Source organism: Escherichia sp. B1147, from assembly GCF_001660175.1.
Taxonomy (GTDB): Bacteria; Pseudomonadota; Gammaproteobacteria; order Enterobacterales; family Enterobacteriaceae; genus Escherichia; species Escherichia whittamii.
The window spans coordinates 129587-143080 of the sequence record NZ_LFHY01000002.1 but is presented as its reverse complement, the minus strand read 5'-3'; the positions used below and the strand labels follow the sequence as shown (position 1 = coordinate 143080).

At 51.2% G+C, this 13494-nt stretch carries 13 protein-coding genes; 12 read left to right on the top strand and 1 reads right to left on the bottom strand.

Translation table 11 applies throughout. The features are described from left to right. Positions 1–35 precede the first annotated feature (35 nt). Complete coding sequence (gene leuL, locus A9180_RS00885) at positions 36–122, bottom strand: leu operon leader peptide (protein WP_001300467.1); 87 nt, start codon at positions 120–122, stop codon at positions 36–38. A gap of 657 nt (positions 123–779) precedes the next feature. Here leuL and leuO point away from each other — a divergent pair. The 12 genes from leuO to mraY all read left to right on the top strand — a co-directional run bounded on the left by leuO (position 780) and on the right by mraY (position 13494). Beyond that, positions 780–1724 (top strand): transcriptional regulator LeuO, encoded by a 945-nt coding sequence (leuO, locus tag A9180_RS00880; RefSeq protein WP_064525214.1) that lies wholly within the window; start codon positions 780–782, stop codon positions 1722–1724. Positions 1725–2040: 316 nt separating this feature from the next. Then, positions 2041–3765: an acetolactate synthase 3 large subunit gene (ilvI, locus tag A9180_RS00875; RefSeq protein ID WP_064525213.1), complete on the top strand. Its 1725-nt coding sequence runs from the start codon at positions 2041–2043 to the stop codon at positions 3763–3765. 2 nt (positions 3766–3767) lie between these two features. Continuing rightward, positions 3768–4259 carry an acetolactate synthase small subunit gene (gene ilvN / locus A9180_RS00870; protein WP_010355142.1) on the top strand — a complete coding sequence of 164 codons (492 nt, stop codon included), beginning with the start codon at positions 3768–3770 and terminating at the stop codon, positions 4257–4259. Positions 4260–4270: 11 nt separating this feature from the next. Further along, positions 4271–4357, top strand: coding sequence for a hypothetical protein (locus tag A9180_RS00865; protein ID WP_064525414.1), 87 nt, complete (start codon positions 4271–4273; stop codon positions 4355–4357). A gap of 81 nt (positions 4358–4438) precedes the next feature. Further along, complete coding sequence (gene cra, locus A9180_RS00860) at positions 4439–5443, top strand: catabolite repressor/activator (RefSeq protein WP_064525210.1); 1005 nt, start codon at positions 4439–4441, stop codon at positions 5441–5443. 600 nt (positions 5444–6043) lie between these two features. Beyond that, positions 6044–6502, top strand: coding sequence for a division/cell wall cluster transcriptional repressor MraZ (gene mraZ, locus A9180_RS00855; RefSeq protein ID WP_064525207.1), 459 nt, complete (start codon positions 6044–6046; stop codon positions 6500–6502). Between the two features lies 1 nt (position 6503). Beyond that, on the top strand, positions 6504–7445 hold the full coding sequence (rsmH, locus tag A9180_RS00850; protein ID WP_064525204.1) for a 16S rRNA (cytosine(1402)-N(4))-methyltransferase RsmH: 942 nt from the start codon (positions 6504–6506) through the stop codon (positions 7443–7445). Beyond that, a complete protein-coding gene (ftsL, locus tag A9180_RS00845; protein ID WP_000625658.1) occupies positions 7442–7807 on the top strand; it encodes a cell division protein FtsL in 366 nt (121 codons plus the stop codon). The genes rsmH and ftsL overlap by 4 nt, the downstream gene beginning before the upstream one ends. 15 nt (positions 7808–7822) lie before the next feature. Continuing rightward, entirely contained in the window at positions 7823–9589 is a 1767-nt protein-coding gene (gene ftsI / locus A9180_RS00840; protein ID WP_064525201.1) for a peptidoglycan glycosyltransferase FtsI, read from the top strand. Continuing rightward, entirely contained in the window at positions 9576–11063 is a 1488-nt protein-coding gene (gene murE / locus A9180_RS00835) for a UDP-N-acetylmuramoyl-L-alanyl-D-glutamate--2,6-diaminopimelate ligase (RefSeq protein WP_064525197.1), read from the top strand. Before ftsI ends, murE begins: the two co-directional genes overlap by 14 nt. Further along, positions 11060–12418 carry a UDP-N-acetylmuramoyl-tripeptide--D-alanyl-D-alanine ligase gene (gene murF, locus A9180_RS00830; RefSeq protein ID WP_064525194.1) on the top strand — a complete coding sequence of 453 codons (1359 nt, stop codon included), beginning with the start codon at positions 11060–11062 and terminating at the stop codon, positions 12416–12418. Before murE ends, murF begins: the two co-directional genes overlap by 4 nt. Next, on the top strand, positions 12412–13494 hold the full coding sequence (gene mraY / locus A9180_RS00825; protein WP_000964124.1) for a phospho-N-acetylmuramoyl-pentapeptide-transferase: 1083 nt from the start codon (positions 12412–12414) through the stop codon (positions 13492–13494). Before murF ends, mraY begins: the two co-directional genes overlap by 7 nt.

The following is a 13494-nucleotide window of genomic DNA, read 5'->3' as shown; positions in this document are numbered from 1 at the left end:
AATGGCGCGGGTTTTTTGTTTGACTGCGTGCTGGCTTAATGCTGGATGCCGCTCACTCGTCTACCGCGCAAAGAAGATGCGTTTAGTAGTAGTAGACCGATAAAGCGAACGATGTGAGTCATTAAATCAGCTCCAGATGAATGCGATATGCTTTTAGAGTTACTGGATACAAAAACGGATGTCAACCCTGTAGTAAGAAAAGCGACCTTTCAGCCGTGATTTTTCTCGTGCCAAATTAGCTAATTGTGCTGTGTAATCTATAACAGTCGATATTAATTTCTACTTAACGACATACATTTTTCATAGATGGACATATTTCCGCATAGATTATTGCATTTAATCAACGAACCAAAAGAGGGTAAAGCGTGGGCGAAAACGTTCTTATCCTGATGATTTGTTTTGAGTTATTCGTTTTATGAATATTTTATATTTATCTGCTGAATATTAATATGTAATTGATGTTAAGAATTAACGCATTAAACATATAAAACAATGATTAAATTAGCACGTTTAATCCATTTTGCGGATGATTGAGTATTCGCTATAGTTATGATTAGATTGTTTACGCAACAAAAACATTATGGATTATTATGCTGTGGTGAATAACTCTCCGTACGGCAGTGGATTCTGTTTTTATCAGAACCCGTATCTTTATGTTTTCCTAATTTTACGCATTTTCCTTTTTCTTATTTTATATGCATGGTAAATCATATTATTCAGGATTATTTCTCTGCATTCCAATAAGGGAAAGGGAGTTAAGTGTGACAGTGGAGTTAAGTATGTCAGAGGTAAAAACAGAACAGCCAGAGATTGCAGAGTTAAGCAAGCCACAGCTGCGTATGGTCGATTTGAATTTATTAACCGTTTTTGATGCAGTGATGCAGGAGCAGAACATAACTCGTGCCGCGCATGTTCTGGGAATGTCACAGCCTGCAGTCAGTAACGCTGTTGCACGCCTGAAGGTGATGTTTAATGACGAATTGTTTGTTCGTTATGGCCGTGGTATCCAGCCGACCGCTCGCGCATTTCAACTTTTTGGTTCTGTGCGTCAGGCGCTGCAATTAGTGCAAAACGAATTACCAGGTTCAGGTTTTGAGCCTGCCAGTAGCGAGCGGGTATTCCATCTCTGTGTTTGCAGCCCGTTAGACAGCATTCTGACCTCGCAGATTTATAATCACATTGAGAAGATTGCGCCAAATATACATGTTATGTTCAAGTCTTCATTAAATCAGAACACCGAACATCAGTTGCGCTATCAGGAAACGGAGTTCGTTATTAGTTATGAAGATTTCCACCGCCCTGAATTTACCAGTGTGCCGTTATTTAAAGATGAAATGGTGCTGGTAGCCAGTAAGAACCATCCGCATATCAAAGGTCCATTACTGAAACATGATGTTTATAACGAGCAACATGCGGCGGTTTCGCTCGATCGTTTCGCCTCATTTAGTCAGCCGTGGTATGACACAGTAGATAAACAAGCGAGTATTGCTTATCAGGGAATGGCAATGATGAGCGTCCTTAGCGTGGTTTCTCAAACGCAACTGGTTGCCATTGCACCTCGTTGGTTGGCAGAGGAGTTTGCTGAATCTTTAGAGTTGCAGGTCTTACCGCTGCCATTAAAACAGAATAGCAGAACCTGTTATCTCTCCTGGCATGAAGCTGCCGGGCGCGATAAAGGCCATCAGTGGATGGAAGAGCAATTAGTCTCTATATGTAAACGTTAAACATAAGCAGAATAAATCAGGTATTCCTTTCTGGTTTATTCTGCTTTTTTTATTAAATGTAGAATTTTGTTCTAAATGCATGTTCGCCAGATTTCATGAATAATTTAAAAAATAGAGAAATTGCTGTAAGTAGTCGAATTTAGCCAATTTATTCTCAATTTACTCCTTTATTCTGGAGTATTTTATCGTTTCTTTTCTCCTTTCCTCCTGTTTATTCTTATTTCTTCACGTTTGTGACTCTGCCTGCCAATTGCTTAAGCAAGATCGGACGGTTAATGTGTTTTACACATTTTTCCGCCAAACAGTGAGGCAGGCCATGGAGATGTTGTCTGGAGCCGAGATGGTCGTCCGATCGCTTATCGATCAGGGCGTTAAACAAGTATTCGGTTATCCCGGAGGCGCGGTCCTTGATATTTACGATGCATTGCATACCGTGGGGGGGATCGATCACGTATTGGTTCGTCATGAGCAAGCGGCGGTGCATATGGCCGATGGCCTGGCACGCGCAACCGGGGAAGTGGGGGTCGTGTTGGTGACGTCGGGTCCTGGGGCGACTAACGCGATTACCGGTATCGCTACTGCTTATATGGACTCCATTCCCTTGGTTGTCCTTTCCGGTCAGGTAGCGACCTCGCTGATAGGCTACGACGCCTTTCAGGAGTGCGACATGGTGGGAATTTCCCGCCCGGTGGTAAAACACAGTTTCCTGGTTAAGCAAACGGAAGACATTCCCCAGGTGCTGAAAAAAGCATTCTGGCTGGCGGCAAGTGGTCGTCCAGGGCCTGTAGTGGTTGATTTACCGAAAGATATTCTTAATCCGGCGAACAAATTACCCTACGTCTGGCCGGAGTCGGTCAGTATGCGCTCTTATAACCCGACAACACTGGGTCATAAGGGGCAGATTAAACGCGCATTGCAGACGCTGGTGGCAGCAAAAAAACCGGTCGTTTACGTTGGCGGCGGCGCAGTGACGGCGAGTTGCCATCAACAACTCAAACAGATTATTGAGCAACTTAATCTTCCCGTCGTCTCTTCATTAATGGGGCTGGGGGCATTTCCGGCAACGCATCGTCAGGCGCTGGGGATGCTGGGAATGCACGGTACCTACGAAGCCAATATGACCATGCATAATGCCGATGTTATTTTTGCCGTCGGCGTGCGCTTTGACGATCGCACCACTAACAATCTGGCCAAGTACTGCCCGAATGCAACGGTTTTACATATTGATATTGATCCGACGTCGATCTCAAAAACCGTTACCGCCGACATCCCGATCGTTGGCGATGCGCGGTTGGTGCTGGATCAAATGCTGGAGCTGCTGGCACAAGAAACGGCTCACCAACCGTTGGATGACATCCGTGACTGGTGGCAGCAGATTGAACAGTGGCGCGCTCGCCAGTGCCTTAAATATGACACTCAGAGCGAAAAGATTAAACCGCAAGCGGTGATTGAGACACTCTGGCGGCTGACGAAAGGTGATGCATATGTCACGTCCGACGTCGGGCAGCACCAGATGTTCGCTGCGCTTTATTATCCTTTCGACAAACCGCGCCGCTGGATCAACTCCGGTGGTCTCGGCACTATGGGCTTTGGTTTGCCTGCGGCGCTGGGTGTCAAAATGGCCTTGCCGGAGGAAACCGTGGTCTGCGTTACTGGCGACGGCAGCATTCAGATGAACATTCAGGAACTGTCCACCGCTTTGCAATATGAACTGCCGGTGCTGGTGGTGAATCTCAATAACCGCTATCTGGGGATGGTGAAACAGTGGCAGGACATGATCTACTCCGGCCGCCATTCACAATCTTATATGCAGTCGCTACCAGATTTCGTTCGTCTGGCGGAAGCCTATGGCCATGTTGGGATCCAGATTTCGCGCCCGGATGAGCTGGAAAGTAAACTTGGCGAGGCGCTGGAACAGGTACGCAATAATCGCCTGGTGTTTGTTGATGTCACCGTTGATGGCAGCGAGCACGTCTACCCGATGCAGATTCGTGGCGGCGGAATGGATGAAATGTGGTTAAGCAAAACGGAGAGAACCTGATTATGCGCCGGATATTATCAGTCTTACTCGAAAATGAATCAGGTGCGTTATCCCGTGTGATCGGCCTTTTTGCCCAGCGTGGCTATAACATTGAAAGCCTGACCGTTGCGCCCACCGACGATCCGACATTATCGCGTATGACTATCCAGACCGTGGGCGATGAAAAAGTGTTGGAGCAGATTGAAAAACAACTACACAAGCTGGTCGATGTGCTGCGCGTTAGCGAACTGGGGCAGGGGGCGCATGTTGAGCGGGAAATCATGCTGGTGAAAATTCAGGCCAGTGGCTACGGACGTGACGAAGTGAAGCGCAATACGGAAATATTCCGTGGGCAAATCATTGATGTCACGCCGTCGCTTTATACCGTTCAATTAGCGGGAACCAGCGATAAGCTTGATGCATTTTTAGCATCGATTCGCGATGTGGCGAAAATTGTGGAGGTTGCTCGCTCCGGCGTAGTCGGACTTTCGCGCGGCGATAAAATAATGCGTTGAGAATGATCTCAATGCGTAATTTACAGCCCAACATCTCACGTTGGGCTTTTTTTGCGAATTCAGTGGGAACCTGGAATAAAAGCAGTTGCCGCAGTTAATTTTCTGCGCTTAGATGTTAATGAATTTAACCCATGCCAGTACAATGGGTATGGTTTTTACATTTTACTCAAGGGGCAATTGTGAAACTGGATGAAATCGCTCGGCTGGCGGGAGTGTCGCGGACCACTGCAAGCTATGTTATTAACGGCAAAGCGAAGCAATACCGTGTGAGCGACAAAACCGTTGAAAAAGTCATGGCAGTGGTGCGTGAGCACAATTACCACCCGAATGCCGTGGCTGCTGGGCTTCGTGCTGGACGCACACGTTCGATTGGCCTTGTGATCCCCGATCTGGAGAACACAAGTTACACCCGTATCGCTAATTATCTTGAACGTCAGGCGCGACAACGTGGTTATCAACTACTGATCGCGTGTTCCGAAGATCAGCCAGACAACGAAATGCGCTGTATTGAGCATCTTTTGCAGCGTCAGGTCGATGCCATCATTGTTTCGACGTCGCTGCCGCCGGAGCATCCTTTTTATCAACGCTGGGCTAACGACCCGTTCCCGATAGTCGCGCTGGACCGCGCCCTCGATCGTGAACACTTCACCAGCGTTGTTGGTGCCGACCAGGATGATGCAGAAATGCTGGCCGAAGAGTTACGTAAGTTTCCTGCCGAGACGGTGCTTTATCTTGGTGCGTTGCCGGAGCTTTCTGTCAGCTTCCTGCGCGAGCAGGGCTTCCGTACTGCCTGGAAAGATGATCCGCGCGAAGTGCATTTCCTTTACGCCAACAGTTATGAGCGGGAAACCGCTGCCCAGTTGTTCGAAAAATGGCTGGAAACGCATCCGATGCCGCAGGCGCTGTTCACCACCTCATTTGCGTTGTTGCAAGGAGTTATGGATGTCACGCTGCGCCGCGATGGCAAATTGCCTTCTGATTTGGCAATTGCGACCTTTGGCGACAACGAATTGCTCGACTTCTTACAGTGTCCGGTATTGGCGGTAGCCCAGCGTCATCGCGACGTTGCGGAACGCGTACTGGAGATTGTGCTCGCCAGTCTGGACGAGCCGCGCAAACCAAAACCAGGCTTAACACGCATTAAACGTAATCTCTATCGTCGTGGTGTACTAAGCCGCAGATAAACATTACGAAAAAGATGCGCCAGTGGATTTTACCTCTGGCGCATTGAGTACGTAATTGGACATCGATATCCATAATGTAAATAAGACTATTCTGGACAATTATCCATAAGCCCTCCTGAATATCCCGCCAATTAACTCCAATCGCTGCGCTGAATGATAATTAAGTCGTAACGGTAGATTGCAATTGCATTATTTTGTTACAAGCAAATCGGCAATTGCCGATTAAACAAACACTTTTCTAAACTTTTGTCCAAAGTCGCTGGCATCAGGCATGGCGCACGTGCAACAGGGACTGTTATCCGGGGGAGATATGTCCTAAAATGCCGCTCGCGTCGCAAACTGACACTTTATATTTCCATTAAGGAAAATTGAGTCGTTTTTAAAACGGTAATGATGAATGGGATTTTTTCTTACAACTATTCATGACGTTAATTTGCTTCGTTTGTTGTGCGATTTTTAAACAATGCAGATATTAGCCGTAAACATTGGGTTTTTTGCTTCGGTAAGGAATGTTCCTGGCTTGACAAGCTTTTCCTCCGCTCCGTAAACTCCTTTTAGTGGGAATTTGTGGGATAAAGTGGTAATCGGGGGGAGACTGGCATGTTCCGGGGAGCAACGTTAGTCAATCTCGACAGTAAAGGGCGCTTATCGGTGCCTACCCGTTATCGGGAAGAACTGCTCGGGAGTGCTGCCGGTCAAATGGTGTGTACCATTGACATTCATCACCCGTGCCTGCTGCTTTACCCCCTTCCTGAATGGGAAATTATCGAGCACAAATTATCGCGTCTTTCGAGCATGAACCCTGTTGAACGTCGTGTTCAACGTCTTCTGTTAGGGCATGCCAGTGAGTGTCAGCTGGATAGCGCAGGTCGATTATTAATCGCCCCTGTGTTGCGGCAGCATGCCGGGCTGACGAAAGAAGTGATGTTGGTCGGGCAGTTCAATAAGTTCGAACTGTGGGATGAAACGACCTGGCATCAACAGGTCAGGGAAGATATCGACGCTGAACAGTCTGTTACCGAAAACTTGTCGGAGCGACTGCAGGACTTGTCTCTATAAAATGATGGAAAACTATAAACATACCACGGTACTGCTGGACGAAGCCGTAAATGGCCTCAATATCCGTCCTGACGGTATCTACATTGATGGAACTTTTGGTCGCGGTGGTCACTCACGTCTGATTCTTTCGCAACTTGGCGAAACGGGACGCTTGCTGGCAATCGATCGCGACCCGCAGGCTATTGCCGTCGCGAAGACTATTGATGATCCGCGCTTCTCCATCATTCATGGACCTTTCTCTGCGCTGGGCGAATATGTCGCCGAGCGCGATCTTATCGGCAAGATCGACGGCATTCTGCTCGATCTTGGCGTCTCTTCACCGCAACTCGATGATGCTGAACGCGGTTTTTCTTTTATGCGCGATGGCCCGTTGGACATGCGTATGGACCCGACGCGCGGCCAGTCCGCCGCCGAATGGCTACAAACCGCGGAAGAGTCCGATATTGCCTGGGTATTAAAAACGTATGGCGAAGAGCGTTTTGCTAAACGTATTGCGCGCGCCATCGTCGAACGTAACCGTGAGCAGCCAATGACCCGCACTAAAGAACTGGCGGAAGTGGTGGCTGCGGCAACGCCGGTGAAAGACAAATTCAAACATCCCGCGACCCGTACCTTCCAGGCGGTGCGCATTTGGGTGAACAGTGAACTGGAGGAGATAGAGCAGGCGCTAAAAAGCTCGCTTAACGTGCTGGCCCCAGGCGGGCGGCTTTCGATCATCAGTTTTCATTCGCTGGAAGATCGTATTGTGAAACGCTTTATGCGTGAAAACAGTCGCGGTCCACAAGTTCCGGCAGGATTACCGATGACTGAAGAGCAGCTCAAAAAACTGGGTGGCCGTCAGTTGCGAGCACTAGGTAAGTTGATGCCGGGCGAAGAAGAGGTGGCAGAGAACCCTCGTGCCCGTAGTTCAGTTCTGCGTATTGCAGAGAGGACGAACGCATGATCAGCAGAGTGACAGAAGCCCTAAGCAAAGTTAAAGGATCGATGGGAAGCCACGAGCGCCATGCCTTGCCTGGCGTTATCGGTGACGATCTTTTGCGGTTTGGGAAGCTGCCGCTCTGCCTGTTCATTTGCATTATTTTGACGGCGGTGACGGTGGTGACCACGGCGCACCATACCCGTTTGCTGACCGCACAGCGCGAACAACTGGTGCTGGAGCGAGACGCTTTAGACATTGAATGGCGCAACCTCATTCTTGAAGAGAATGCGCTCGGCGACCATAGCCGGGTGGAAAGGATCGCCACAGAGAAGCTGCAAATGCAGCATGTTGATCCATCACAAGAAAATATCGTAGTGCAAAAATAAGGATAAACGCGACGCATGAAAGCAGCGGCGAAAACGCAGAAACCAAAACGTCAGGAAGAACATGCCAACTTTATCAGTTGGCGTTTTGCGTTGTTATGCGGCTGTATTTTATTGGCACTGGCTTTCCTGCTGGGGCGCGTTGCCTGGTTGCAGGTAATCTCCCCGGATATGCTGGTGAAAGAGGGCGACATGCGCTCTCTTCGCGTTCAGCAAGTCTCCACCTCCCGCGGCATGATTACCGACCGTTCTGGTCGCCCGTTAGCAGTGAGTGTGCCGGTAAAAGCGATCTGGGCTGACCCGAAAGAAGTGCATGAAGCCGGCGGCATTAGCGTCGGTGACCGCTGGAAGGCGCTGGCTAACGCGCTCAATATTCCGCTGGATCAACTTTCCGCCCGCATTAACGCCAACCCGAAAGGACGTTTTATCTATCTGGCACGTCAGGTTAACCCTGACATGGCAGACTACATCAAAAAACTGAAACTGCCGGGGATTCATCTGCGTGAAGAATCTCGTCGTTACTATCCGTCTGGCGAAGTGACCGCTCACCTCATTGGCTTTACCAACGTCGATAGCCAGGGGATTGAGGGCGTCGAGAAAAGTTTTGATAAATGGCTTACCGGGCAACCGGGTGAACGTATTGTGCGTAAAGACCGTTACGGTCGCGTAATTGAAGATATTTCTTCTACCGACAGCCAGGCGGCGCACAACCTGGCGTTGAGTATTGATGAACGCCTGCAGGCGCTGGTTTATCGCGAACTGAACAACGCCGTGGCCTTTAACAAGGCTGAATCCGGCAGCGCCGTGCTGGTGGATGTCAACACCGGCGAAGTGCTGGCGATGGCCAATAGCCCGTCTTACAACCCCAACAATCTGAGTGGCACGCCAAAAGAGGCGATGCGTAACCGTACCATTACCGACGTGTTTGAACCGGGCTCTACTGTCAAACCGATGGTGGTGATGACCGCGTTGCAACGTGGTGTGGTGCGGGAAAACTCGGTGCTGAATACCGTTCCTTATCGAATTAACGGCCACGAAATTAAAGACGTGGCGCGCTATAGCGAATTAACCCTGACCGGGGTATTACAGAAGTCGAGTAACGTCGGTGTTTCCAAGCTGGCGTTAGCGATGCCGTCCTCAGCGTTAGTAGATACTTACTCACGTTTTGGACTGGGAAAAGCGACCAATTTGGGGTTGGTCGGAGAACGCAGTGGCTTATATCCTCAAAAGCAACGGTGGTCTGACATAGAGAGGGCCACCTTCTCTTTCGGCTACGGGCTAATGGTAACACCGTTACAGTTAGCGCGAGTCTACGCAACCATTGGCAGCTATGGCATCTATCGCCCACTGTCGATTACCAAGGTTGACCCCCCGGTTCCCGGCGAACGCGTCTTCCCGGAATCCATTGTGCGCACTGTGGTGCATATGATGGAAAGCGTGGCGCTACCGGGCGGCGGCGGCGTGAAGGCGGCGATTAAAGGCTATCGTATCGCCATTAAAACCGGTACCGCGAAAAAGGTCGGGCCGGACGGTCGCTACATCAATAAATATATTGCTTATACCGCAGGCGTAGCGCCTGCGAGTCAGCCGCGCTTCGCGCTGGTTGTTGTTATCAACGATCCGCAGGCGGGTAAATACTACGGCGGCGCCGTTTCCGCGCCGGTCTTTGGTGCCATCATGGGCGGCGTATTGCGCACCATGAACATCGAACCGGATGCGCTGACAACGGGTGATAAAAACGAATTTGTGATTAATCAAGGCGAGGGGACAGGTGGCAGATCGTAATTTGCGCGACCTTCTTGCTCCGTGGGTGCCAGACGCACCTTCGCGAGCACTGCGAGAGATGACACTCGACAGCCGTGTGGCTGCGTCGGGCGATCTTTTTGTAGCTGTAGTAGGTCATCAGGCGGACGGGCGTCGATATATCCCGCAGGCGATAGCGCAAGGTGTGGCTGCCATTATTGCAGAGGCAAAAGATGAGGCGACCGACGGTGAAATCCGTGAAATGCACGGTGTACCGGTCATCTATCTCAGCCAGCTCAATGAGCGTTTATCAGCGCTGGCGGGCCGCTTTTACCATGAACCCTCTGACAATTTACGTCTCGTGGGCGTAACGGGTACCAACGGCAAAACCACCACTACTCAGCTGCTGGCGCAGTGGAGCCAACTGCTTGGCGAAACCAGTGCAGTGATGGGTACCGTAGGTAACGGCCTGCTGGGTAAAGTTATTCCAACGGAAAACACGACCGGTTCGGCAGTCGACGTTCAGCATGAGCTGGCGGGGCTGGTGGATCAGGGGGCGACTTTTTGCGCAATGGAAGTTTCCTCCCACGGGCTGGTACAGCACCGTGTGGCGGCATTGAAATTTGCGGCGTCAGTCTTTACTAACTTAAGCCGCGATCACCTTGATTATCATGGTGATATGGAACATTACGAAGCCGCAAAATGGCTGCTTTACTCCGAACATCACAGCGGTCAGGCGATAGTCAACGCCGATGACGAAGTGGGCCGTCGCTGGCTGGCAAAACTGCCGGATGCAGTTGCGGTGTCGATGGAAGACCATATCAACCTGAACTCTCATGGCCGCTGGTTGAAAGCGACCGAAGTGAACTATCACGACAGCGGCGCAACCATTCGCTTTAGCTCAAGCTGGGGCGATGGCGAAATTGAAAGCCGCCTGATGGGGGCATTCAACGTCAGTAACTTACTGTTAGCGCTGGCGACGCTGCTGGCACTGGGGTATCCGCTGGCTGAACTGCTGAAAACCGCCGCGCGTCTGCAACCGGTTTGCGGACGTATGGAAGTTTTCACTGCACCGGGCAAACCGACGGTGGTTGTGGATTATGCTCACACCCCGGATGCACTGGAAAAAGCCTTGCAGGCGGCGCGTCTGCACTGTGCGGGCAAGCTGTGGTGCGTCTTCGGCTGCGGCGGCGATCGTGATAAAGGTAAGCGTCCACTGATGGGGGCGATTGCTGAAGAGTTTGCCGACGTGGCGGTGGTAACGGATGACAACCCGCGTACTGAAGAACCGCGTGCCATCATCAACGATATTCTGGCGGGAATGTTAGACGCCGGACATGCCAAAGTGATGGAAGGCCGCGCCGAAGCGGTGACTTGCGCCGTTATGCAGGCTAAAGAGAATGATGTGGTGCTGGTCGCAGGTAAAGGCCATGAAGATTACCAGATTGTTGGCAACCAGCGTCTGGACTACTCCGATCGTGTCACGGTGGCGCGTCTGCTGGGGGTGATCACATGATTAGCGTAACCCTTAGCCAACTTACCGATATTCTCAACGGTGAACTAAAAGGGGCTGACGTCACCCTGGATGCCGTAACGACTGACACGCGGAAACTGACGCCAGGCTGTCTGTTTGTCGCCCTGAAAGGCGAACGTTTCGATGCCCATGACTTTGCCGACCAGGCAAAAGCTGGCGGCGCGGGCGCTCTATTGGTCAGCCGTCCGCTGGACATCGACCTGCCTCAGTTAATCGTTAAAGACACGCGCCTGGCATTTGGTGAACTGGCTGCATGGGTTCGCCAGCAAGTTCCGGCTCGTGTGGTTGCTCTGACCGGTTCCTCCGGTAAAACCTCCGTTAAAGAGATGACTGCGGCGATTTTGAGCCAGTGCGGTAATACGCTTTATACCGCAGGCAATCTCAACAACGACATCGGCGTGCCAATGACGCTGTTGCGCTTAACGCCAGAATACGATTACGCGGTAATTGAGCTTGGCGCTAACCATCAGGGCGAAATTGCCTGGACCGTTAGCCTGACCCGCCCGGAAGCGGCGCTGGTCAACAACCTGGCGGCGGCACATCTGGAAGGTTTCGGCTCGCTTGCGGGTGTTGCGAAAGCGAAAGGCGAAATCTTTACCGGCCTGCCGGAAAACGGTATCGCCATTATGAACGCTGACAACAACGACTGGTTGAACTGGCAAAGCGTGATTGGCTCACGCAAAGTGTGGCGCTTCTCACCGAATGCCGCCAACAGCGACTTTACTGCCACCAATGTCCATGTGACCTCGCACGGCACTGAATTTACGCTGCAAACCCCAACGGGTAGCGTAGATGTTCTGCTACCGTTGCCGGGGCGTCACAATATTGCTAATGCGTTGGCAGCTGCGGCGCTCTCCATGTCCGTGGGCGCAACGCTTGATGCTATCAAAGCGGGGCTGGCGAATCTGAAAGCCGTTCCCGGGCGTCTGTTCCCGATTCAACTGGCGGAAAACCAGTTGCTGCTCGACGACTCCTACAACGCCAATGTCGGTTCAATGACCGCCGCTGTACAGGTTCTGGCTGAGATGCCTGGCTACCGTGTACTGGTGGTTGGCGATATGGCGGAACTGGGCGCTGAAAGCGAAGCCTGCCATGTACAGGTAGGCGAAGCGGCGAAGGCGGCTGGTATTGACCGCGTGTTAAGCGTGGGTAAACAAAGCCATGCCATTAGTACCGCCAGCGGCGTTGGCGAACATTTTGCTGATAAAACTGCGCTTATTGCGCGTCTTAAATCACTGATTGCAGAGCAACAGGTGATTACGATTTTAGTTAAGGGTTCACGTAGTGCCGCCATGGAAGAGGTGGTACGCGCTTTACAGGAGAATGGGACATGCTAGTTTGGCTGGCCGAACATTTGGTCAAATATTATTCCGGCTTTAACGTCTTTTCCTATCTGACGTTTCGCGCCATCGTCAGCCTGCTGACCGCGCTGTTCATCTCATTGTGGATGGGCCCGCGTATGATTGCCCATTTGCAAAAACTCTCCTTTGGTCAGGTGGTTCGTAACGATGGCCCGGAATCGCACTTCAGTAAGCGCGGTACGCCGACCATGGGTGGGATAATGATCCTGACGGCGATTGTGATCTCCGTACTGCTGTGGGCTTACCCTTCCAACCCGTACGTCTGGTGCGTACTCGTAGTGCTGGTGGGGTACGGCATCATTGGTTTTGTCGACGACTATCGCAAAGTGGTGCGTAAAGACACCAAGGGTCTGATTGCGCGCTGGAAGTATTTCTGGATGTCGGTGATCGCGCTGGGGGTGGCCTTTGCACTGTATCTTGTCGGGAAAGACACACCAGCAACACAACTAGTGGTGCCGTTCTTTAAAGATGTGATGCCGCAACTGGGGCTGTTCTACATCCTGCTGGCTTACTTTGTCATTGTGGGTACCGGCAACGCGGTAAACCTGACCGATGGCCTCGACGGACTGGCGATTATGCCGACCGTATTTGTCGCTGGTGGTTTTGCGCTGGTGGCCTGGGCAACCGGCAACATGAACTTTGCCAGCTACTTGCATATACCGTATCTGCGGCACGCCGGGGAACTGGTTATTGTCTGTACCGCGATAGTCGGGGCAGGGCTGGGCTTCCTGTGGTTTAACACCTATCCGGCGCAGGTCTTTATGGGTGATGTCGGTTCGCTGGCATTAGGCGGCGCGCTGGGCATTATCGCTGTGCTGCTGCGTCAGGAATTCCTGTTGGTGATTATGGGCGGTGTGTTTGTGGTTGAAACCCTGTCGGTTATTTTGCAGGTCGGCTCCTTTAAACTGCGCGGGCAACGTATTTTCCGCATGGCGCCGATTCATCACCACTATGAACTGAAAGGTTGGCCGGAACCGCGCGTCATTGTGCGCTTCTGGATTATTTCGCTGATGCTGGTCCTGATTGGTCTGGCAACGCTGAAGGTACGTTAA

Bases quoted from the DNA above. Each gene is read 5' to 3' on its own strand.
- leuL (WP_001300467.1), bottom strand. From the start codon at position 122: ATGACTCACATCGTTCGCTTTATCGGTCTACTACTACTAAACGCATCT.
- leuO (WP_064525214.1), top strand. From the start codon at position 780: ATGTCAGAGGTAAAAACAGAACAGCCAGAGATTGCAGAGTTAAGCAAG.
- ilvI (WP_064525213.1), top strand. From the start codon at position 2,041: ATGGAGATGTTGTCTGGAGCCGAGATGGTCGTCCGATCGCTTATCGAT.
- ilvN (WP_010355142.1), top strand. From the start codon at position 3,768: ATGCGCCGGATATTATCAGTCTTACTCGAAAATGAATCAGGTGCGTTA.
- A9180_RS00865 (WP_064525414.1), top strand. From the start codon at position 4,271: ATGCGTAATTTACAGCCCAACATCTCACGTTGGGCTTTTTTTGCGAAT.
- mraZ (WP_064525207.1), top strand. From the start codon at position 6,044: ATGTTCCGGGGAGCAACGTTAGTCAATCTCGACAGTAAAGGGCGCTTA.
- rsmH (WP_064525204.1), top strand. From the start codon at position 6,504: ATGATGGAAAACTATAAACATACCACGGTACTGCTGGACGAAGCCGTA.
- ftsL (WP_000625658.1), top strand. From the start codon at position 7,442: ATGATCAGCAGAGTGACAGAAGCCCTAAGCAAAGTTAAAGGATCGATG.
- ftsI (WP_064525201.1), top strand. From the start codon at position 7,823: ATGAAAGCAGCGGCGAAAACGCAGAAACCAAAACGTCAGGAAGAACAT.
- murF (WP_064525194.1), top strand. From the start codon at position 11,060: ATGATTAGCGTAACCCTTAGCCAACTTACCGATATTCTCAACGGTGAA.
- mraY (WP_000964124.1), top strand. From the start codon at position 12,412: ATGCTAGTTTGGCTGGCCGAACATTTGGTCAAATATTATTCCGGCTTT.